This is a genomic window from Pseudomonas sp. CFBP 8770, from assembly GCF_014841705.1.
Lineage (GTDB): Bacteria > Pseudomonadota > Gammaproteobacteria > Pseudomonadales > Pseudomonadaceae > Aquipseudomonas.
The window spans coordinates 371,977-393,076 of sequence record NZ_JACYUL010000003.1; the positions used below are offsets into that span (position 1 = coordinate 371,977).

The window sequence follows — 21,100 nt, forward strand, 5'->3', positions numbered from 1 at the left end:
GTCATTGGTTGAACATCACGGGTAAAGAGGTACGCAGCAAGTGAATATGGAAGTTGGTCCGGAAAGCCATGATGGCGTCAGGAACATGCTGGAGAAACTGTCTTCTTTGTGGGTCGTGCGGGCGGCAGTCAACAACGACGCGACTCCTTACAGTCAATTGCTCTTCGAGCACGGCAGGTTGGACTTTAGCGAGTCGCTGGTTCCGTTTCGAAGTCATCCAGCCTGGCAGGCGGCTACGGCCGAAATGAAATCCAGATGTCTGTCCTATGGCTGGATTATCTATAACCTCAAAACCATTTATATCGAATGCGACATCGTGACACCGGCCTGCGAGGACATCATCAAAAGGCCACCTGTCGAGTCTCGCAACCGTGACATCCTGCAGCGAGTGATGTCTGAGGCGCTGCTCGACGAAGCGCTCCACACCAAGATGTCGGTCACGGCATGCAATTACATCTATCTGAACCGAAAGCTGCCCTACCTCGATTTCAGCGACTTCAATCTTATCCGCTGGCGCGATCAGATATTGTCCACATGTATGGCTGAGTGGCAGCGGCGGCTCACTCGATTCGGTATTGCCTGTGCCAGTGAAACCTTGATCACTGACTACCTGAAGACCTTGTCCGAGGATGACTCCATCCAGCAGGTGTGCCATGAGGTGACTCGTACTCACGCGGTGGATGAGTGGAGCCATTCAAGTGTTTTCAGTTTTGTAGCGTGCGATATCGTCCACACGCTAAGTGTCGGCGAACGAACGTACTTGCAGGCTGTAATTGCCAAGACGGTGGAGATGTTTGCCGATAACGAACTGGGTGCCTGGGCTCGGGCGCTTTCTCTAGCGGGATTCCAGGGGTATGAGGCAATGCTTCTGGAGTGTTCTCGATCAAGCGAAGTAGAGGTCTACACCGAGTCGGTTTTCAGTCTCCTTGCACGTATAGGTCTAGAATAGATGGTGCTTTCGGCCAAGAACAATTCATCTGCCGTAGAGCCAGTTGGGCCAGGTTTTCTACGGTGTGATGTGGCATGCGACGTTGCCGAGAACGCGAGGAGATTTGTCTTCACGGTGCTCGATGAACAGCGTGAAGAAGAATATGTCCCAGGCCGTTACCTGATACTTGAATACGCAGGTGCTACCGGTCAAGTTCGCACGGCCTGCTATTCGATAGTGGCCTGCCCCACGCGCTGGCAGGTTGAGATCATCGTCCAGCGTGTGCCTTCCAAAGGGTTGTCAGAGACGATGTTCAATCATCTGATGGTCGGCGCCTTGGTGCGCTGTGTGGGCGTTGCAGGAGACATCACGGCGCAGCAGCTTTCAGGCTTGGATAGCGTAGCGCTGTTGGCTGGTGGTATCGGTTTTACCTTGCCTTGGGCATTGATACGCGAATTCAGGCAATGGGCACGGCAAGGCCGCCGAGTGCCACGGATCACGTTATTGTTGTGCACGCCCTCTCTGGAAGCCGTGCCATGCTTCGCCGAGTTGATGACCCTGGAGCTTGCCGAACGCTGGTTCACCTTGCGCATCCATGTCACCCGCCAGTCGCTGTACCAAGACAAAGGCTGCTTGTGGAGGGGGCGTCCAAGCCAGCGGGTACTGGACGCCCTGGAGGCGTCGCAAGGCATTGTAATCTGCGGAAGCCAAGCATTCGCCGTAGAAATACACCGGGCCATGAAGGTTCGGCATGGTGGGGCCCAGTACTTTATCGAAGCATTCAGCTCGGCCGATTCGCCGTTGCCCGCCAAGCAGGCCGACACTGGAACAGTGCGTTTGAAGATACCCGCGTCGGGGGTCGAGTTCGAGGCGGTTCATTCGTTGACCCTGCTTGCGCAGTTGGAATCCCAGGGCCTGAAAGTGCGCAGTCAGTGTCGTGCTGGAATCTGTGGTGCCTGCAAGATCAAGGTCTTGAAAGGGGACTGTCGCAGCGAGGCCGATTTTGCACTGAGCGCACAGGAGCGCGCGGCTGGGTACGCATTGGCGTGTTGCAGCTATCCTGTGGGCGATGAGCTCACGCTGTGTCTCCGGACCTCTTGAAGCGGACAACGCAAGTCCGTGCTCGGTATCATGGGAGCTCATCGCGGCGCCCGTGTTGCAGTCGCTACCGCGCCTATCCCGCTGCCTTTGGCCCCAGGTTCCCATGCTGCTGACCCTCTACCTCATCGCCATCACCGCTGAAGCCATGACCGGTGCCTTGTCCGCAGGGCGGCGCGGTATGGACTGGTTCGGTGTGGTGCTGATCGCCTGTGTGACCGCACTCGGCGGTGGCTCGATGCGCGACGTGTTGCTGGGCCACTACCCGCTGACGTGGGTCAAGCATCCCGAATACCTGGTGCTCACCAGCGTGGCGGCGCTGGTGACGATTTTCATCGCGCCACTCATGCGCCGCCTGCGCTCGCTGTTTCTGGTGCTCGATGCGCTGGGGCTGGTGGCGTTTACCCTGATCGGTACCATGACCGCGCTGGAGCTGGGCCACGACTATCTGGTGGCGTCCATCAGCGGCATGATCACCGGGGTCTTCGGCGGCATCCTGCGCGATATCCTCTGCAACGACATTCCCCTGGTGTTCCGCCGTGAGCTGTATGCCAGCGTCTCATTCGCTGCGGCGTGGTGCTTTCTGGGTTGCACCTACCTGGAGCTGGTGCCGATTCAGGCGCTGTCGATCACCCTGTTCGGCGGTTTTCTGCTGCGCCTGTTGGCTATCCGTTTCCACTGGGAAATGCCCAAGTTCGTCTACGACGACCGTTGAGCGTGGGCCGCCAGGGCCCATTCGACGTGTTCACGGACCAGTGCGCTGGGGTGCTCGCGGCGTGCCTTCAAGGCTTCGAGCACCGGGATGCTCGACGGTGCGTTGCCCAGCCCCACCGCCAGGTTGCGCAGAAAGCGCTCGTAACCGGCGCGGCGCAGGGGCGAGCCTTCGGTGCTGTTCAGAAACCGGTCTTCATCCCACAAAAACAGCTGCGCCAGTTCGGCATTGTCCAGTTGATGCCGCGGCTGGAAATCGCCTTCGCCCGAAGGGCGGGCGAAGCGGTTCCACGGGCAGACGATCTGGCAGTCGTCGCAACCGAACACACGGTTGCCGATCAGCGGCCGCAGCTCGGTAGGAATGGGGCCCTTGAGCTCGATGGTCAGATAGGAAATGCAGCGACGAGCATCCAGTACGTAGGGCCCGACGAAGGCGGCGGTAGGACAGATATCCAAACAGGCCGTGCAGCGTCCGCAATGCTCGCTGGCGTGGGGCGGGTCGACCGGTAACGGCAGGTCGACGAACAGTTCGGCGAGGAAGAAGTAACTGCCTGCCTTGCGGTTGAGTACCAGCGTATTCTTGCCGATCCAGCCCAGCCCCGCTTCCTGGGCAATGGCTTTCTCCAGCACCGGCGCGCTGTCGACGAAGGCGCGGAAGCCGAACGGGCCGATGTCCTGCTGGATGCGCTCGGCCAGGTGCTGCACCCGTTTGCGGATCAGCTTGTGGTAGTCGCGGCCCAGAGCATAGCGCGAGACGTAGGCTTTTTCCGGCTGCGCCAGGCGTTGCGCCATTTGTGTGTCGCCGGGCAGGTAGTCCATGCGCAGCGAAACGACCCGCAAGGTGCCCGGCACCAGTTGCTCGGGGTGTGAGCGCTTGCTGCCATGGGCGGCCATGTAGTCCATTTCGCCGTGATAGCCAGCATCGAGCCAGCGCTGCAGGTGTCGTTCATGCTCGCCAAGGTCCAGGCCTGCGATGCCAACTTGCTGGAAACCCAGTTCGCGTCCCCATTGCTTGATGGAGAGCGCCAGGGCGGGAAGGTCGATGGTGGGAGCAGACATGCGAGCGAGGAAACCGGTGCGGAGGTGGGTATAATTCTGCCAGACATCGACAGCAAAGGTTCAAGCATGCCGCCAGACACGCAAATTCCCGACGCAGAGCAACGCCAGCCTTCGGCCGCCGTGCAGCTCAACCCTGACACCTTGCCGGTTCTGGCCGCGCGGCCGATGGATGCGCACAAGGGCATGTACGGCCGTGTACTGGTGATCGGTGGCGACCATGGCACCGGCGGCGCGGCCTTGCTCAGCGCGCAGAGTGCCCTGCGCAGCGGGGCCGGCATGGTAACGCTGGCCACCCGCGGCGAGCACGTGGCGCCGGCGCTGGCGCGTCTGCCGGAAGTGATGGTTGCCGATATCGCCTCGGCCAACCAGCTCCGGGCGCTGGCCGAGGCTGCCACGGTGCTGGTGGTCGGGCCCGGCCTTGGGCAAGCCAGCTGGGGCCGCAGCCTGCTGTCGGTGGCGGCCAGCCAGGACAAGCCTCAGGTCTGGGACGCCGATGCACTGAATCAGTTGGCTCAGGGCGCGGTGGCGCTGCCGGCCGATGCCGTGCTGACCCCGCATCCAGGGGAAGCGGCCAGACTACTCGGTATCTCCACCACGCAAGTTCAGGACGATCGCCCTGCGGCGGCCCTGCGCCTGGCGCGTCAGTATTCGGCGGTGTGCGTGCTCAAGGGTGCGGGCAGCCTGATTGCAGCGCCCGATGGGCGCCTGGCGATCTGCGAGCAGGGTCATCCCGCCATGGCCACCGGTGGCTTGGGCGACGTGCTCGCCGGGCTGGTCGGTGCGCTGCGTGCTCAAGGCATGGATGGCTTCGATGCGGCCTGCCTGGGGGTGTGGCTGCATGCCTGCGCCGGAGAGCGTCTGGGCAAGGGCGGCCGTGGTTTGGCGGCCAGCGATCTGATACCTGCCATTCGTCAGTTGCTCAAGGAGCATTATCCGTGTCTGAAGTAGAAATCTACCTGGAAGGCGAGCCGGCCATGCTCGCGTTCGGTGCGCGCATGGCAGAGATTACCCAAGGCGGCGGATTGATCTTTCTGGAGGGTGATCTGGGCGCCGGCAAGACCACCTTTTCCCGAGGCTTGATCCGCGGCCTGGGCCACGTTGGGGCAGTCAAGAGCCCCACCTTCACCCTGGTCGAACCCTACGAGATCGGCCCTATAAAAGCCTTTCACTTCGACCTCTATCGTCTTGTTGATCCAGAGGAATTGGAGTATTTGGGCATCCGCGACTACTTTGAAGAGGACGCCTTGTGCCTGATCGAGTGGCCCCGACAGGGCGCAGGCTTTTTGCCAAAGCCGGACCTGACCATTACCATAAGCCCGCAAGCGGCTGGAAGGCTGTTGAAGTTATCGCCACAGGGCTCACGCGGTGAGTCCTGGTGTGCCGCTGTGGCACAGAAATCCAAATAAATTGATGGGGTTAGGTATGCGCATTCGCGCGCTGGTCGCGGTCGTTGGTCTGATGTTGACGGGTTTTGTCGTCAATGCCGTGGCCGCTACACAAGTCAAGAGCGTGCGCTTGTGGCGAGCGCCGGACAACACCCGGCTGGTCTTCGACCTTACAGGTCCCGTCCAGCACAGTGTGTTCACGCTGTCGTCACCCGATCGACTGGTCATCGACATCAACGGCGCCACTGCAGCCGGTCCGTTGAGCGTGGCCCCTGGTGACTCGCCCGTCACCAGCGTGCGTTCGGCACAGCGTACGCCTACCGATCTGCGCGTGGTGGTCGATCTGAAAAAGGCCATCACCCCGAAAAGCTTCACGCTTGCGCCCAACCAGCAGTATGGCAACCGCCTGGTGGTCGACCTGTTCGACTCGGCGGCCGATGCCGAGCCCACGCCACCCCAGCCGGCCGTGGCCATCACGCCGGCGGTGCCGGTGACGCCGACGCGTCCGGCCATCAAGCTGACTCCGGTGCCCAACGGCAAGCGCGATATCGTCATCGCCATCGATGCCGGCCACGGCGGCGAAGACCCGGGCGCCTCGGGCCCGCGCGGGCAGCACGAAAAAGACGTGGTGTTGCAGATCGCCAAGGAACTGCAGCGCCAGATCAACGCCGAACAAGGCTTTCGCGCCGAGCTGACGCGCACCGGCGACTACTTCATTCCGCTGCGCGGGCGCACTGAAATCGCCCGCAAGAAGGGCGCTGACCTGTTCGTGTCCATTCACGCCGACGCCGCGCCGTCATCGGCGGCCTTCGGAGCCTCGGTGTTTGCTTTGTCCGAGCGCGGCGCCACGTCGGAAACCGCTCGCTGGCTGGCCGACACCGAGAACCGTTCGGACCTGATCGGTGGCGCCGGGAACGTCAGCCTGGATGACAAGGACCGCATGCTGGCCGGCGTGTTGCTGGATCTGTCGATGACCGCCTCGCTGACTTCCAGTCTCAATGTGGGCCAGAAAGTGTTGAGCAATATCGGCCAGGTGACACCGCTGCACAAGCGTCGGGTCGAGCAGGCCGGGTTCATGGTGTTGAAATCGCCAGACATCCCATCGATCCTCGTGGAAACCGGGTTCATCTCCAACTCCAACGAAGCCAACAAGCTGCAAAGCTCGGGTCACCAGCAGGCGCTGGCGCGATCCATCCGTACCGGCGTGAAGCAGTTCTTCCAGCAGAACCCGCCGCCGGGCACCTACATGGCCTGGTTGCGCGACACCGGCAAGATTGCCCGCGGCCCCAGCACTCACGTGGTGCGTCCCGGCGAAACCCTGGCCATGCTGGCGGCGCGCTACGACCTGGGCATCGCCACCTTGCGCAGCGCCAATGACCTGAAAACCGATGAATTGAAGATCGGCCAGGAAGTCACCATTCCTAGTACTGCGCTGGCGTCCCAGTAATGGTTGAATCGGCGCGTATCGAGCTGCTCAGTCCGCGGCTCGCCAACCAGATCGCGGCCGGCGAGGTGGTCGAACGACCCGCCTCGGTGATCAAGGAGCTGCTGGAAAACAGCCTGGACTCCGGCGCCCGCCGCATCGACATCGAGGTCGAGCAGGGCGGCGTCAAGCTGCTGCGCGTGCGCGACGACGGTGGCGGCATCTCGGCCGACGACCTGCCCCTGGCCCTGGCTCGCCATGCCACCAGCAAGATCCGCGACCTGCAGGACCTCGAGCGTGTCATGAGCCTGGGGTTCCGCGGCGAAGCACTGGCCTCGATCAGTTCGGTGGCGCGGCTCACCCTCACCTCGCGCACCGCGGCCGCCGATCAGGCCTGGCAGGTGGAAACCGAAGGCCGCGACATGGATGCCCGTGTGCAGCCTGCGGCGCACCCAGTGGGCACCTCGGTGGAGGTGCGCGACCTGTTCTTCAATACGCCTGCACGGCGCAAGTTTCTCAAGACCGAAAAGACCGAGTTCGACCACCTGCAGGAAGTCATCAAGCGCCTGGCGCTGGCGCGCTTCGACGTCGGCTTTCACCTGCGGCACAACGGCAAGAGCATCCTTGGCTTGCATGAGGCCCATGACGAAACTGCCCGTGCACGGCGGGTCGCCGCGGTCTGCGGGCCGGCGTTCCTCGAACAGGCGATGCCGATCGAGGTAGAGCGCAACGGCCTGCGTCTGTGGGGCTGGGTAGGCTTGCCGACGTTTTCGCGCAGCCAGGCCGACCTTCAATACTTCTTCGTCAACGGCCGAGCGGTGCGCGACAAGCTGGTGGCCCACGCGGTACGGCAGGCTTACCGCGACGTGCTGTTCAACGGCCGTCATCCGACCTTCGTCCTGTTTCTGGAAGTGGACCCGGCGGTGGTCGACGTCAACGTGCACCCGACCAAGCATGAAGTGCGCTTTCGCGACGGGCGCATGGTGCATGACTTTCTCTACGGCACACTGCACCGGGCGCTGGCTGATGTGCGTCCGGAAGACCAGTTGGCGAGCGCGCCGGCGCAGGCCCAGCCGTTGCGGCCGAGCGGGGCCCAGGCAGGCGAGTTCGGCCCTCAGGGTGAAATGGGCCTGGCGGCCAACCTGCTGCACTCACCGATGGCCCAACCGCAGTCGAGTGGTGGTTCCAGCGGCGGTTATTCATACACGCCGCGGCCGACCGCTGCGCTGCCAGTGGCCGAGGCGCAAAGCGCCTACCGGGAATTCTTCGCCCCGTTGCCCACCGCCGGCAGCAGCACCGCGCCGATCCCCAGCCTGCCGCCGAGCCAGGGTGACATTCCGCCGCTGGGCTACGCGCTGGCGCAACTCAAGGGGATCTATATCCTCGCTGAAAACGCCCAGGGGCTGGTCCTGGTGGATATGCATGCGGCGCATGAGCGCATCATGTACGAGCGTCTGAAGATCGCCATGGCCAGCGAAGGCCTGAGCGGGCAGCCCTTGCTGGTGCCCGAATCGCTGGCCATGAGCCAACGCGAGGCGGACTGTGCCGAGGAGCACGCGGCGTGGTTCCAGCGCCTGGGCTTCGAGCTGCAGCGCCTGGGTCCGGAAACCCTGGCCATACGCCAGATCCCGGCACTGCTCAAGCAGGCCGAGGCCAATCGCCTGGTCGGCGACGTCCTGGCCGACCTGATGGAGTACGGCACCAGCGACCGTATCCAGGCCCATTTGAACGAATTGCTGGGCACCATGGCCTGCCACGGTGCCATTCGCGCCAACCGGCGCCTGGCCATTCCGGAAATGAACGGCCTGCTGCGCGATATGGAAAACACCGAGCGCAGTGGCCAGTGTAACCATGGCCGGCCGACCTGGACCCAAATGGGCCTGGACGACCTGGACAAACTCTTCCTGCGCGGGCGTTGAGCATGAGTGGCCTACCTCCGGCGATCTTCCTCATGGGGCCCACCGCCGCCGGCAAGACCGACCTGGCCATCGAGCTGAGCAAGGTGCTGCCGTGCGAGCTGATCAGCGTCGATTCGGCGCTGGTCTACCGCGGCATGGACATCGGCACCGCCAAGCCGTCGCGGGCGGTGCTCGACGCCCATCCGCACGCACTGATCGACATCCTCGATCCGGCGCAAAGCTACAGCGCCGCCGATTTTCGCCGCGACGCCCTGCAAGCCATGGAGCAGATCACCGCGCGGGGCAACATCCCGCTGCTGGTTGGCGGCACCATGCTGTATTTCAAGGCCCTGCTCGAAGGGCTGGCGGACATGCCGGGCGCCGATGCCCAGGTGCGCGCCGATCTGGAAGCGCAGGCCGCGCTGCACGGCTGGCAGGCATTGCACGACCAGCTTGCGGCGGTCGATCCGGTCTCCGCCGCGCGCATTCATCCCAATGATCCGCAACGTCTGATTCGAGCGCTGGAGGTCTACCGCGTGAGTGGTTCGAGCATGACCGAGCTGCGCGCGCGACAATCTGCGCAAAGTACCGAGGCAGGCGCATTGGCAAGCGGTCAATTGCCCTATACTGTGGCCCACTTGGCAATCGCACCCGCCGATCGCTCGGTGCTGCATGAGCGAATTGCCGTGCGTTTCGGACAAATGCTGGAACAAGGCTTCGTCGACGAGGTCACTGCCTTGCGTGCTCGAAGTGACTTGCATGCAGGGCTTGCGTCTATACGAGCGGTGGGCTATCGGCAAGTCTGGGATCATCTGGATGGCAAGCTGACCGAGGTGCAGATGCGCGAACGCGGCATCATCGCCACGCGCCAATTGGCCAAACGGCAGTTTACCTGGTTGCGCGGTTGGGCCGATCTGCACTGGCTCGACAGCCTGGCCGGTGACAATCTGCCTCGCACCTTGAAATACCTGGGTTCGGCCTCCATATTGAGCTGAGTCCCGCAATTGCCGTCTATCCTTGGGGTCTGACGGTCAGAGCCTTCATCTTTTCAAAGCTTTTCCACTATTGATCCTTAAAGGAGTGCGGCACATGTCAAAAGGGCATTCGCTACAAGACCCTTACTTGAACACCTTGCGTAAAGAGAAGGTCGGCGTCTCGATCTATCTGGTGAACGGTATCAAGTTGCAGGGCCAGATCGAATCGTTCGACCAGTTTGTCATCCTGCTGAAGAACACGGTCAGCCAGATGGTCTACAAACACGCGATTTCCACGGTTGTACCGGTGCGTCCGATTCGTCTGCCAAGCGCGACCGAATCCGAGCAGGGCGACACCGACCCAGGTAACGCTTGATAGGAGTCTGCCTTGTTCTTTGAGCGCCACGGTGGTGGTGAGCGAGCGATCCTCGTTCATCTGGATGGTCAGGACCCTGAGGCGCGCGAAGACCCGCAGGAGTTTCAGGAGCTGGCCATCTCGGCCGGCGCCGAAACTGTCGCATTCGTCAATGTCGCCCGTCATCGGCCCAGTGCCAAATTTCTGATCGGCAGCGGCAAGGTCGAGGAACTGCGTGACCAGGTCAAGGCCGAGCACGCCGATCTGGTGATCTTCAATCACACCCTCACACCCAGCCAGGAACGCAACCTCGAGAAAGTCTTCGAGTGCCGCGTGCTGGACCGGACCGGTCTGATCCTGGATATCTTCGCGCAACGCGCCCGTACCCATGAAGGCAAGCTGCAGGTCGAACTGGCCCAGCTCGAGCACATGAGCACGCGGCTGGTTCGTGGCTGGACTCACCTCGAGCGCCAGGGCGGTGGTATCGGCCTGCGCGGCCCGGGTGAAACCCAGCTGGAAACCGACCGGCGTCTGCTGCGGGTTCGCCTGCGCCAGATCAAGCAGCGCCTGGAAAAGGTTCGCAGCCAGCGCGAGCAGGCACGACGCGGCCGCCGGCGTGCCGACATCCCGTCGGTGTCCCTGGTGGGCTACACCAACGCCGGCAAGTCGACCTTGTTCAACGCCGTCACGCAGTCCGAGGTGTACGCGGCCGACCAATTGTTCGCCACCCTCGACCCGACCCTGCGTCGGCTCGAATTGAACGACCTGGGGCCGGTGATCCTGGCCGACACGGTGGGCTTCATTCGCCACCTGCCGCACAAGCTGGTCGAAGCGTTTCGCGCCACCCTCGAGGAGTCGAGCAACTCCGACCTGCTGCTGCACGTGATCGACGCCCATGAGCCCGAGCGCATGGCGCAGATCGAACAGGTCATGGCCGTGCTCACCGAGATCGGTGCGCAAGGCTTGCCGATCCTCGAGGTGTATAACAAACTCGACCTGCTCGAGAACGTCGAGCCGCAGATACAGCGCGATGCCGACGGCAAGCCGGTCAGGGTCTGGGTGTCGGCGCGCGATGGGCGCGGCCTCGAGCTGGTCAAGCAAGCGGTCGCCGAGTTGCTGGGCGAAGACCTGTTCGTCGGAACGCTGCAGCTGGGCCAGACACTGGGCCGCCTGCGTGCACAGCTGTTTTCGCTGGGCGCGGTGCAAAGCGAAGCGCATGATGAGCAGGGTGGCAGTTTGCTGGCAATACGTTTGCCGCGTGCGGAGCTCAATCGCCTGGTCAGTCGCGAAGGCATGGAGCCCGCTGAATTCATCGAGCAACACACTTTGCAATAAAAGCCTCGCGTGGCAGCTGTGCTGTCATGTCGGGCATTCTGTAGCATTGGTCGGCGCGCCGTGGGTGCGTCTTTGCTTTATCAGATGGAGAGCGCTATGGCTTGGAATGAGCCGGGTGGCAACTCGAACAATCAAGATCCTTGGGGTGGTAAACGCCGTGGAGGCGACCGCAAGGGGCCACCGGATCTCGACGAGGCCTTCCGCAAGCTGCAGGACAGCCTGAACGGTTTGTTCGGTGGTGGAAAGAAACGCACAGGTGGCGGTGGCGACAGCGGAGGCACGTCCAAGGGCGGTGGACTCGGCCTGTTGGGCATCGGCCTTGCCGTGCTTGGCGCGATCTGGCTGTACAGCGCGGTGTATGTGGTCGACGAGCAGGAGCAAGCCGTGGTGCTGCGCTTCGGCAAGTACTACGAAACGGTGGGCCCGGGCCTGAATATCTATTTCCCGCCCATCGACCGCAAGTATCTGGAAAACGTCACGCGCGAGCGTTCGTATACCAAGCAGGGGCAGATGCTCACCGAAGACGAGAACATCGTCGAAGTGCCGCTGACCGTGCAGTACAAGATCACCAACCTGCAGGACTTCGTCCTGCGCGTCGACCAGCCTGAAATCAGCCTGCAACATGCTACCGACAGTGCGCTGCGCCATGTGGTGGGTTCCACCGCGATGGACCAGGTGCTGACCGAAGGCCGCGAGCAGATGGCCGGCGAGATCAAGGAGCGCCTGCAGCGTTTCCTCGACACCTACCAGACCGGTATCACCGTCACCCAGGTAAACGTGCAGAGCGCGGCAGCCCCGCGTGAAGTGCAGGAAGCCTTCGACGACGTGATCCGTGCCCGGGAAGACGAGCAGCGCTCGCGCAACCAGGCCGAAGGCTATGCCAACGGCGTGATTCCCGAGGCTCGCGGTCAGGCCCAGCGTATCATCGAAGATGCCAACGGCTACCGCGACGAAGTGGTATCGCGCGCCAAGGGTGAGGCCGACCGCTTCACCAAGCTGGTCACCGAGTACCGCAAGGCTCCCGACGTGACCCGTCAGCGCCTGTACCTGGAAACCATGCAGGACGTATACAGCAACACCAGCAAGGTGCTGGTGGCCAGCAAGGAAGGGCAGAACAACCTGATCTACCTGCCGCTGGACAAGATGGTCGGTGGTGACCGCAACAACAGCAGCACGCCTGCCGCCAGCACGCCGGCCTCGGCCAGCGACGCCGCCGGCGCACGTGCTGCGGCCGACCTGCAGCAGCAACAGCGTGAAATGCGTTCAAGGGAGAGTCGCTGATGGGCAATAAATCTGTGATCGCCCTTGTCGTCACCGTCGTTCTGGCGGTGGCAGCATGGAACTGCTTCTACATCGTCGCGCAGACCGAACGTGCGGTACTCCTGCAGTTCGGCCGCGTGGTTCAGGCCGATGTCCAGCCTGGTCTGCATGTGAAGCTGCCGTACGTCAACCAGGTGCGCAAGTTCGATGCGCGGCTGATGACCCTCGACGCCCCGACCCAGCGGTTCCTGACCCTGGAGAAGAAAGCGGTGATGGTCGATGCCTACGCCAAGTGGCGTGTGAAGGATGCCGAGCGCTACTACACCGCCACTTCCGGCATGAAGCAGATCGCCGACGAGCGTCTGTCACGCCGCCTCGAATCGGGTCTGCGGGACCAGTTCGGCAAGCGCACCCTGCACGAAGTGGTGTCGGGCGAGCGTGACGCGTTGATGTCCGACATCACCACGTCGCTCAATCGCATGGCGGACAAGGAGCTGGGTATCGAGGTCATCGACGTGCGCGTCAAGGCCATCGACCTGCCCAAGGAAGTCAACCGCAGCGTGTTCGAGCGCATGAGCACCGAGCGTGAGCGCGAGGCGCGCGAGCACCGTGCCAAGGGTAACGAACTGGCAGAAGGCATCCGTGCCGATGCCGATCGTCAGCGTCGCGTGCTGTTGGCCGAAGCCTATCGCGAGTCCGAGGAAGCGCGTGGTGACGGCGATGCGCAGGCAGCGTCCATCTACGCCCAGGCCTATGGACAGGATCAGGAATTCTATTCCTTCTTCCGCAGCCTGCAGGCATACCGCCAGAGCTTCGCCAACAAGAGCGACGTGATGGTGCTGGACTCCAAAAGCGATTTCTTCCGCTTCATGGAGAAGTACAAGCCCTGATCGGCTTTCCCCGCCGGGCGGTTTAACCGTTTGGCGGGGTGAACGATCGGCGAAACGTGTGTATGATGCGGCAGCCGGGAAATTCCCGGCTTTTTTGCGTCTGCAACATAGATTGGCCGATTCATAGGCCCGGTTCATGAGGACATTGCCCCGCGACCTGCTTGCGGTGGGCGATTTCTGCTTCACTCAAGGCTAGCCCGACGGCAGGCCGCCCGGATCATAGGGGAAAGGCGTAATGGCAACGGTAGACCGCTGGCTGCTGCCAGATGGCATCGAAGAAGTACTGCCGCCCGAGGCTGCGCGCATCGAAGTCGCGCGGCGTCAGGTGTTGGACCTGTTCCAGAGCTGGGGTTACGAGTTCGTCGTGACGCCGCACATCGAATACCTCGAGTCGCTCCTGACCGGTGCTGGCCAGGATCTGGATCTGCGCACCTTCAAGGTGATCGACCCGCAATCGGGTCGGCAAATGGGCTTTCGTGCCGACATCACGCCCCAGGTGGCGCGCATCGACGCGCACACCCTGCGCCGTGAAGGGCCGAACCGCCTGTGCTATGCCGGCAGTGTGCTGCACGCACAGCCGCGGGCACTGTCCAGTTCGCGCAGCCCGATCCAGCTGGGCGCCGAGCTGTATGGCGACGCCAGTCCGAGCAGCGACGTGGAAGTCATCAGCCTGATGCTGACCATGCTGGAAATGGCCGATGTGCCAGACGTGCACATGGATCTGGGCCACGTCGGTATCTACCGCGGCCTGGCCCGTGCGGCCGGGCTGTCGGGCGATGTCGAGCAGCAGTTGTTCGATGCCCTGCAGCGCAAGGCCATCGACGAAGTGATCGTCCTCACCGAAGGGTTGCAAGCGGACCTTGCCGAGATGCTGCGTGCCCTGGTTGGCCTGTGTGGCGGTCGCGAAGTGCTGGCGCAGGCCAAGGTACGCCTGGCCAATGCACCGGCGCCGGTGATGACCGCGCTGGACGACCTGCTGGCGATTGCCGAACGGCTGTCGTTGCGTTTTCCGCAATTGCCGCTGTACTTCGACTTGGGCGAGTTGCGCGGTTATCACTATCACACCGGCGTGGTGTTCGCCGTGTTCGTTCCAGGCATGGGCCAGTCCATTGCCCAGGGCGGCCGCTACGACGACATCGGCGCGGACTTCGGTCGCGCCCGCCCGGCAACCGGTTTCTCCACGGACCTCAAGTCCCTGGTGACCCTGGGTCGGGCCCGGATCGAACTGCCTGCTGGTGGCGTCTGGATGCCTGACAGCACCGATGCGGCTCTGTGGCAGGCAGTCTGCCAGCTGCGCCGCGAGGGCCGGCGCGTGGTCCAGGCCTTGCCGGGACAGACGATCGAGGCTGCCGGCGAGGCAGATTGCGACTGTCAATTGATTCAGCAGAACGGGCAATGGCAAGTGCTGCCACTGGCCTCTTGAGTTTTCCCGCCGGCCGCTGCCGGCACCAAGTTTGCGCGAATGAGGACAAGTGTTATGGGTAAGAATGTCGTAGTCCTGGGCACCCAATGGGGTGATGAGGGCAAAGGCAAGATCGTTGATCTGCTGACCGAACATGCGGCCGCGGTGGTGCGCTATCAAGGCGGCCACAACGCCGGCCACACGCTGGTCATCGACGGTGAGAAAACCGTCCTGCACCTGATCCCGTCGGGCGTGCTGCGCGAAGGCGTCCAGTGCCTGATCGGCAATGGTGTGGTAGTTGCACCTGACGCGTTGATGCGTGAGATCACCAAGCTGGAAGAGAAAGGCGTACCGGTGCGCGAGCGCCTGCGTATCAGCCCGTCCTGCCCGCTGATCCTGTCCTTCCACGTGGCGCTGGATCAGGCCCGCGAAAAGGCCCGCGGCGAGCTGAAGATCGGCACCACCGGTCGCGGCATCGGCCCCGCGTATGAAGACAAGGTTGCCCGTCGCGGCCTGCGTGTGGGCGACCTGCTCAACATGCCGCGCTTCGAAGACAAGCTGCGTGAGCTGGTGGACTACCACAACTTCATGCTGGTGGGTTACTACAAAGAGCCGGCCATCGAGTTCGAAAAGACCCTGGCCGAGTGCAAGGAATACGCCGAGCTGCTCGAGCCGCTGATGCTGGACGTGACTGCCGAACTGCACGACCTGCGTCGCGCCGGCAAGGACATCATGTTCGAAGGTGCCCAAGGTTCGCTGCTGGACATTGATCACGGTACCTACCCGTACGTGACCAGTTCCAACACCACCGCGGGTGGCGTTGCGACCGGCTCGGGCGTGGGTCCCATGTTCCTGGACTACATCCTGGGCATCACCAAGGCGTACACCACCCGTGTCGGTTCGGGTCCGTTCCCGACCGAGCTGTTCGACGAAGTCGGTGCGCACTTGGCCAAACAGGGCCACGAATTTGGCGCGACCACCGGCCGTGCTCGTCGTTGTGGCTGGTTCGACGCTGTCATCCTGCGCCGCGCTATCGACGTGAACAGCATTTCGGGCATCTGCCTGACCAAGCTGGACGTACTCGATGGTCTGGAAACCATCAATATCTGCACCGGTTACAAAGATGCAGAAGGCAAGGACGTAGCCCCTACGGACGCTGACAGCTACGTGGGCCTGCAGCCCGTGTACGAAGAAGTGCCGGGTTGGAGCGAGTCGACCGTGGGTGCCAAAACCCTGGAAGAGCTGCCCGCCAACGCTCGTGCCTATATCAAGCGTGTCGAGGAGCTGATCGGCGCACCGATCGACATCATCTCGACCGGGCCAGACCGCAACGAAACCATCGTGCTGCGTCATCCGTTCGGCTGACAGCGGTTCGCGCAACACAGCACAGGGCCCTTCGGGGCCCTTTGTCGTTCAAGCAACGGGCAAACCTCGGCACGGCCTTTGCTGTGTGAGTCCTCAATCAGGCGCCATCATCAGAATGGCGTCAATAAAAAGGGGATTCACATGTCCGCTGTCCTTTCTCTTCTGCGCAGCAGTTTGCTGCGTCCGGTCTTCATCGCCTTGGGCATCGCTCTTTTGGTGCAGGTGCTGGCCGCCATTGCGCTGACCCGAAGCACGGTCACCGCGCTTGAATCGGACCTGGACCGTCGCATGGCTCAGGATAGTCAACGGCTGACGGGCGAGCTGCAAAGCGCGAGCGCGGAAGTGTCTTCCGGCCTCGAGAGTCTTTCGGACAATACCCGCCAGCGCCTGAGTGCCGGTTTGTCGGCGCGTCTGACCGGCGAGCAGGCGCAGATCCGCGCCACGCTGGACAAGGACCTGCAGGAATCGGCCACCGACATGGCCGAATTGCTGGCCTCCGTCGCGCCGCGGGCAATGTGGGACAACGATGTGCCGACGCTTTCCGAGTTCGCCCGCCGCGCCCAGCGCAATCCCAACGTACTGTTCGTGATCTACAACGACGCTCAGGGCGAGCACTTGACCCGCTACTTGAACCGCGACAACCCCATCAACCAGGCGCTGCTGGCCAAGGGTGCGGGTGAGCGAGCCTTGGACAAGGTACTCAATGCGGCCAAGACGGATCCGGCGGTGATCTATGTCGAGGCCTCGATCAACCCCAATGGCGCAGAGATCGGCCGGGTGTTGATGGCTGTCTCGCGCACCGGTGTGGAGGCCGAGGTGGCCGAGCTGGACAAGCGCTTCGCGGCATTGATTGCCAGTGCAGGGCAGTTGGTGGGCGAAAGTCTGCAAGGGGCTTCGGCCGAAAGTGCCAAGGCGCTGCAGGCGCGTCTGCAGTCGGCGGAATCGGCGGCGGCGACCATGCAGGCCAATACCCACAGCACGGTGCAGGCCGCTGCGGCGCAGTTGCGCTGGCGCATCGGGCTGTGTCTGGCCCTGGTCGGCATGGTCATGCTGGTGGTGCTGGCCGCGGTACTGGGGCGGCGCGTGGTGCACCGCCTGCGTCTGCTGGTCGGCGCGCTGGACGACCTGGCTGCGGGTGAGGGTGACCTGACCAAGCGGGTTGCGATCCACAGCCGTGACGAGATCGGCGACATGGCGGCGGCGGTCAATCGGTTTGTCGACAAGCTGCAGCCTATCGTTCGCGAGGCGGGCGAGGTGGCGCACAAGACCGGCGTCGAAATCGGCAGCATGGCTCAGCGCAACGCCGGCGCCGATGACGCCGCCCAACTGCAGCGCGATGAAGTGGCGCAGAGCCTGCACGACCTGTCGCAGATGGCCGATGAAGCTCAGGCGGAGAGTCAGGCGATGCAGTCGGCCTTGCAGCAGGTGGCGCAGATCCGCAAGGCCACGGACGACAATACCCGTGCCTCGGAACAGGTCGGAGGTCTGATCGAGGCGCTGGCCGGCCAGGTACAGAACGGTTCCAAAGTGATCGAGCGCCTGGCCGAGCAGAGCCAGCAGATCGAAGTGGTGTTGACAGTGATCCATGGGATCGCCGAGCAAACCAATCTGCTGGCGCTCAATGCCGCCATCGAGGCGGCGCGGGCTGGTGAGACCGGCCGCGGTTTCGCTGTGGTCGCCGATGAGGTGCGTGCTCTGGCGAGCAAGACGCAGAGTTCGACCGGCGATATCCAGGCCCATATCGGCGCGCTGCAGGCCGGTGCGCGGGAGGCGGTTGCGGCTATCGGCCAGGCCGGACGGCAGGCGGACGAAGGGCTGGCGGTGCTGCGCGACAGCGCGCGGTTGCAGCAGGCGGTGCAGGCTTCGGTCGAGCAGGTGCACTCGGCGATCGGCCTGGCAACGCAGGCTGCCGAACAGCAGGCACGAGGCGCGCAGGCTGTGAAGGGCAGGGTGCAGGTGATTCACGCCCAGGCAGAAAAAGCAGCGTTCGCCGTACAGCAGACCACGGCCAGCAGCCGGGAACTGGACAAGCTCGCTGCCCAGCTCAAAGCCAGCCTGGGCCAATTCCGCGCCTGAGGCCTCGCTGCGGTGTTTCTAACGAAGCGCAGCGCTCTTTTCGCGGCCACGGACCGCTCTTACAGGACTGCGTGGCTTCTCTGTGGGAGCGGTCATCGGCCGCGAAGGCCGCGCTGCGGTCTGTCTGACGAACCGCGGTGCCCTTTCGCGGCCACGGACCGCTCCTACAGGATTGCGTGGCTTCACTCTGTGCGGTTCAGGTACATACGGGTGGTGAGCAGGTACACCGGCACGCCGGAAATCAGGATCAGCAGTGCCGCGTAGGGCGCGGCGGCGGCGAATTCCATGTTCGAGGTGTGCGACCACACCTCGGTTGCCAGCGTCGTCATGCCAGTTGGGGCCAACACCAGCGTGGCGGTCAGTTCCTTCATGCCATCGAGGAACACCAGCGCGAATGCCGCCGCCATTGCCGGGAAGATGATCGGGAGAGTCACCCGGCAGAACGCGGTGAACGGCGTGGCGCCCAGGGTACGTGCCGCTTCTTCGAGCGCAGGCGCGGCCTTGTTCAGGGCAGTACGCACCGGCGCCTGCGCCAGGGGCAGAAACAGCAGCGCGTAGGCCAGCAACAGTAGCCCTGTGGTCTGGTACATCGCCGGAACGTAGTGCAGGGCGAAATACACCAGCGTCAAAGCGATCACCAGCCCAGGCAGTGCATGCAGCAGGTAGGGCAAGCGTTCTGCCCAGATGGCCAGGCGGCCCTGGTGGCGTACCACCAGCAGGCCCACGGGCAATGCCAGCGCCAGGCACAGGGCCGCGCCCCCCAGAGCCAATGACAGCGAGGTCAACAGTGCCTCGCCGATGGCCGCTGCGGGAAAGGCCGCCGACGAGCCTTTCAGCAGCCAATAGCCAAGCATGGCCAGTGGCACCCCGCTGCCAACGACCACCAGCAGCAGGCAACACAACTGCGCCAGCACGCGCCAGGCGCCGAGCCGCAAAGGGGTTGCACGGCGGGCTGCGCCCTGACCGGTGCGAATGTGACGCGCATTGCCACGAACCTTCAGCTCCAGCCACAGCAGCAATAGGCACAGAACCAGCAACAGCGCCGACAGCATTGCCGCATTGGTGTTGCTGAATTCCAGTTCGAACTGTTGATAGATCGCTGTGGTGAAGGTCTGCAACCCCAGGATCGACAGGGCGCCAAACTCCACCAGCATGTGCAGCGCGATCAGCAGCGCCCCGCCCAGCACCGCCGGCCACAGCAGCGGCAGCGTGACCTTGAAGAACACCCCCGTGCGGTTCTGCCCCAACGTACGCGCCGATTCCTCCAGAGAGGTGTCCAGGTTGCGCAACGTGGCGGCGACCGGCAGAAACACCAGCGGGTATTTCGACAAGGTCATCACCAGAATGGCGCCGCCCAATCCTTCGAATCGCGAGCTGAGCGAAACCCAGGTAAAGCCGCTGACGAAGGCGGGCACCGCGAACGGCAGGCAGAGGATCACGCCCCAGAGACGTCGGCCAGCCAGGTCGCTGCGCTCGAGCAGCCAGGCCAGGCTCACACCGATGATCACGCAGGCCGCCGTCACGCCGGCCATCAACATCAGGGTGTTGCCCAGCAAACGCAGCACGTAGGGGCGCCACAGCAGCCTGATGGCTTCATGCAGGCCGGCTTGCCACGCCTTCAGGCCAACGTAGAGCAGAGGCAGCAGGCTCAGCCCGACCAGCAGCAGGACGGGTACGAGCACCCAGATCGAGGGGCGCTTGCGCCGCCCTGCAGGCACGACGAGAGAAGTGGTCAATTCAGGCCGACGTCCCGTTCCAGGTCCAGGGCGTCCTCGGCATTGCCGATGTCCGCTGGGGTGATGGCTGGGGCCTGCAATTCTTCGAACGGCTTCAGGCCACGGTCCGAGACCATGCCTTTGTGCAGTGGGTACTCGGCAGTGGTCTGGGTGATGACGCGCTGGCCTTCCTCGCTGGCCATGTAGGCGAGCAGCGCCTGGGCTTCGCGCGGATGCTTGCTGGACTTGAGGACCGCAGCAGCGGAAATGGTGATCAGGCCGCCGGCGTCGCCGTTGCTGAAGTAATGCAGTTTGGAGTCGAGCTGGCCTTTCTCGCGCTGGAGTGCGAACCAGTAGTAGTTGTTTACCAGAACGGTGGCGATTTCGCCGTTTTCCACCGCCTTGAGAGCGACCATGTTGTTGGTGTAGGTCTTGCCGAAGGCGCGCAGACCGGTCAGCCATTCCTCGGCGGCTTCGCGACCGTGCAGCTTGATGATGGCCACGGCTTGCTCCTGGAAGGCGCCGCTGGTGGGCACGAAACCGACCTTGCCCTGCCATTGCGGCTCGGCGAATTCCAGGACCGTTTCGGGCAGGTCTTTCTCGTCGATCAGCTTTGGGTTGTAGGCCACGACGCGAACGCGAGCGGTCACACCCATCCACGAACCGTCCTTGGCGACGTATTCAGGCGGCAGCATGCTCAGGGTGCTGGCGTCGATTTTGGCCAGAAAGCCTTTCTCGCCCAGATTGTTCAGAGGGGGCGACTCTTCGGTGTAGATGAGGTCCGCCGGAGAGCGTTCGCCTTCTTCCATTACCTGGCTGGCCAATTGATTGCTGCTGCCCTTGCGGACATTGACGTGAATCCCGGTCTTGGCCTCGTAGGCTTGTGCAATGGCCTCGCCTATTTCCTTGTGCTGACCGTTGTAGAGGGTCAGCTCGACCTTGTCGGCGGCCTGGACCAACGGGGCGGCCAGTGCCGTGCTCAGCAGGCATGCAGCCAGTGCGCGAAAAAGGGACTGGGGAGTTCGTGTGGGCATGAGCAACTTCCTTACGGCAGGACAGCGGAATCTTGAAACAATTGTAAACGATATAAGTTCTCAGGTGGCTTTCCGGATCCACACGAGGCATCTCCGTAGCAGCGTTCATCGGCCGTGAAGGGCGCCTTGGGGTGTATCGGGAAGACCGCGTCGCCTGTTTCGCGGCCACGGACCGCTCCTACGGGAGAATGG

17 protein-coding genes and 1 pseudogene are annotated in these 21,100 nt (G+C 63.1%); 15 read left to right on the forward strand and 3 right to left on the reverse strand.

What is annotated here, in order from left to right:
- The first annotated feature begins 46 nt into the window (after nt 1-46).
- From IFT98_RS09000 to IFT98_RS09010, 3 genes are all read left to right on the forward strand, one after another.
- Nucleotides 47-949, forward strand: a complete 903-nt coding sequence (locus tag IFT98_RS09000) for a diiron oxygenase (RefSeq protein WP_192048265.1) — start codon at nt 47-49, stop codon at nt 947-949.
- Entirely contained in the window at nt 950-2,029 is a 1,080-nt protein-coding gene (locus tag IFT98_RS09005; protein ID WP_244650911.1) for a 2Fe-2S iron-sulfur cluster-binding protein, read from the forward strand. It begins immediately after the preceding gene.
- A gap of 103 nt (nt 2,030-2,132) precedes the next feature.
- Entirely contained in the window at nt 2,133-2,741 is a 609-nt protein-coding gene (locus IFT98_RS09010) for a trimeric intracellular cation channel family protein (RefSeq protein WP_122714612.1), read from the forward strand.
- Here the strand turns inward: IFT98_RS09010 and queG are convergent.
- Nucleotides 2,726-3,796, reverse strand: coding sequence for a tRNA epoxyqueuosine(34) reductase QueG (gene queG, locus IFT98_RS09015; RefSeq protein ID WP_192048112.1), 1,071 nt, complete (start codon nt 3,794-3,796; stop codon nt 2,726-2,728). The genes IFT98_RS09010 and queG overlap by 16 nt on opposite strands.
- A 141-nt stretch (nt 3,797-3,937) precedes the next feature.
- Here queG and IFT98_RS09020 point away from each other — a divergent pair.
- The 12 genes and pseudogenes from IFT98_RS09020 to IFT98_RS09075 all read left to right on the forward strand — a co-directional run.
- A pseudogene (locus IFT98_RS09020) lies at nt 3,938-4,744 on the forward strand (NAD(P)H-hydrate dehydratase); the annotation flags it as partial.
- On the forward strand, nt 4,732-5,202 hold the full coding sequence (gene tsaE / locus IFT98_RS09025) for a tRNA (adenosine(37)-N6)-threonylcarbamoyltransferase complex ATPase subunit type 1 TsaE (RefSeq protein ID WP_192048114.1): 471 nt from the start codon (nt 4,732-4,734) through the stop codon (nt 5,200-5,202). The pseudogene IFT98_RS09020 and the gene tsaE, both read left to right, overlap by 13 nt.
- A gap of 16 nt (nt 5,203-5,218) precedes the next feature.
- Entirely contained in the window at nt 5,219-6,628 is a 1,410-nt protein-coding gene (locus tag IFT98_RS09030; RefSeq protein WP_192048115.1) for an N-acetylmuramoyl-L-alanine amidase, read from the forward strand.
- Nucleotides 6,628-8,523, forward strand: coding sequence for a DNA mismatch repair endonuclease MutL (gene mutL, locus IFT98_RS09035; protein WP_192048116.1), 1,896 nt, complete (start codon nt 6,628-6,630; stop codon nt 8,521-8,523). The genes IFT98_RS09030 and mutL overlap by 1 nt, the downstream gene beginning before the upstream one ends.
- Before the next feature lie 2 nt (nt 8,524-8,525).
- Nucleotides 8,526-9,497 carry a tRNA (adenosine(37)-N6)-dimethylallyltransferase MiaA gene (miaA, locus tag IFT98_RS09040; protein ID WP_192048117.1) on the forward strand — a complete coding sequence of 324 codons (972 nt, stop codon included), beginning with the start codon at nt 8,526-8,528 and terminating at the stop codon, nt 9,495-9,497.
- 94 nt (nt 9,498-9,591) lie between these two features.
- On the forward strand, nt 9,592-9,852 hold the full coding sequence (gene hfq / locus IFT98_RS09045; RefSeq protein WP_043191144.1) for an RNA chaperone Hfq: 261 nt from the start codon (nt 9,592-9,594) through the stop codon (nt 9,850-9,852).
- Between the two features lie 12 nt (nt 9,853-9,864).
- Nucleotides 9,865-11,166, forward strand: a complete 1,302-nt coding sequence (hflX, locus tag IFT98_RS09050; protein ID WP_122480372.1) for a ribosome rescue GTPase HflX — start codon at nt 9,865-9,867, stop codon at nt 11,164-11,166.
- A 96-nt stretch (nt 11,167-11,262) separates the two neighbouring features.
- Entirely contained in the window at nt 11,263-12,447 is a 1,185-nt protein-coding gene (gene hflK, locus IFT98_RS09055) for an FtsH protease activity modulator HflK (protein ID WP_192048118.1), read from the forward strand.
- Nucleotides 12,447-13,316, forward strand: a complete 870-nt coding sequence (gene hflC, locus IFT98_RS09060) for a protease modulator HflC (RefSeq protein WP_122480370.1) — start codon at nt 12,447-12,449, stop codon at nt 13,314-13,316. The genes hflK and hflC overlap by 1 nt, the downstream gene beginning before the upstream one ends.
- 235 nt (nt 13,317-13,551) lie before the next feature.
- Nucleotides 13,552-14,739, forward strand: a complete 1,188-nt coding sequence (locus tag IFT98_RS09065) for an ATP phosphoribosyltransferase regulatory subunit (RefSeq protein ID WP_192048119.1) — start codon at nt 13,552-13,554, stop codon at nt 14,737-14,739.
- 54 nt (nt 14,740-14,793) lie between these two features.
- Nucleotides 14,794-16,083 (forward strand): adenylosuccinate synthase, encoded by a 1,290-nt coding sequence (locus IFT98_RS09070; protein ID WP_192048120.1) that lies wholly within the window; start codon nt 14,794-14,796, stop codon nt 16,081-16,083.
- A 141-nt stretch (nt 16,084-16,224) separates the two neighbouring features.
- Nucleotides 16,225-18,159, forward strand: a complete 1,935-nt coding sequence (locus IFT98_RS09075) for a methyl-accepting chemotaxis protein (RefSeq protein ID WP_192048121.1) — start codon at nt 16,225-16,227, stop codon at nt 18,157-18,159.
- A gap of 182 nt (nt 18,160-18,341) precedes the next feature.
- Here the strand turns inward: IFT98_RS09075 and IFT98_RS09080 are convergent, their stop codons facing one another.
- On the reverse strand, nt 18,342-19,895 hold the full coding sequence (locus IFT98_RS09080) for an ABC transporter permease (RefSeq protein ID WP_192048122.1): 1,554 nt from the start codon (nt 19,893-19,895) through the stop codon (nt 18,342-18,344).
- Entirely contained in the window at nt 19,892-20,908 is a 1,017-nt protein-coding gene (locus tag IFT98_RS09085; RefSeq protein WP_192048123.1) for an extracellular solute-binding protein, read from the reverse strand. Before IFT98_RS09085 ends, IFT98_RS09080 begins: the two co-directional genes overlap by 4 nt.
- Nucleotides 20,909-21,100 lie beyond the last annotated feature (192 nt).

Coding starts and splice junctions, on each gene's coding strand:
- IFT98_RS09000 (WP_192048265.1), top strand. CDS start 47: ATGGAAGTTGGTCCGGAAAGCCATGATGGCGTCAGGAACATGCTGGAG.
- IFT98_RS09005 (WP_244650911.1), top strand. CDS start 950: ATGGTGCTTTCGGCCAAGAACAATTCATCTGCCGTAGAGCCAGTTGGG.
- IFT98_RS09010 (WP_122714612.1), top strand. CDS start 2,133: ATGCTGCTGACCCTCTACCTCATCGCCATCACCGCTGAAGCCATGACC.
- queG (WP_192048112.1), bottom strand. CDS start 3,796: ATGTCTGCTCCCACCATCGACCTTCCCGCCCTGGCGCTCTCCATCAAG.
- IFT98_RS09030 (WP_192048115.1), top strand. CDS start 5,219: ATGCGCATTCGCGCGCTGGTCGCGGTCGTTGGTCTGATGTTGACGGGT.
- mutL (WP_192048116.1), top strand. CDS start 6,628: ATGGTTGAATCGGCGCGTATCGAGCTGCTCAGTCCGCGGCTCGCCAAC.
- miaA (WP_192048117.1), top strand. CDS start 8,526: ATGAGTGGCCTACCTCCGGCGATCTTCCTCATGGGGCCCACCGCCGCC.
- hfq (WP_043191144.1), top strand. CDS start 9,592: ATGTCAAAAGGGCATTCGCTACAAGACCCTTACTTGAACACCTTGCGT.
- hflK (WP_192048118.1), top strand. CDS start 11,263: ATGGCTTGGAATGAGCCGGGTGGCAACTCGAACAATCAAGATCCTTGG.
- hflC (WP_122480370.1), top strand. CDS start 12,447: ATGGGCAATAAATCTGTGATCGCCCTTGTCGTCACCGTCGTTCTGGCG.
- IFT98_RS09065 (WP_192048119.1), top strand. CDS start 13,552: ATGGCAACGGTAGACCGCTGGCTGCTGCCAGATGGCATCGAAGAAGTA.
- IFT98_RS09070 (WP_192048120.1), top strand. CDS start 14,794: ATGGGTAAGAATGTCGTAGTCCTGGGCACCCAATGGGGTGATGAGGGC.
- IFT98_RS09075 (WP_192048121.1), top strand. CDS start 16,225: ATGTCCGCTGTCCTTTCTCTTCTGCGCAGCAGTTTGCTGCGTCCGGTC.
- IFT98_RS09085 (WP_192048123.1), bottom strand. CDS start 20,908: ATGCCCACACGAACTCCCCAGTCCCTTTTTCGCGCACTGGCTGCATGC.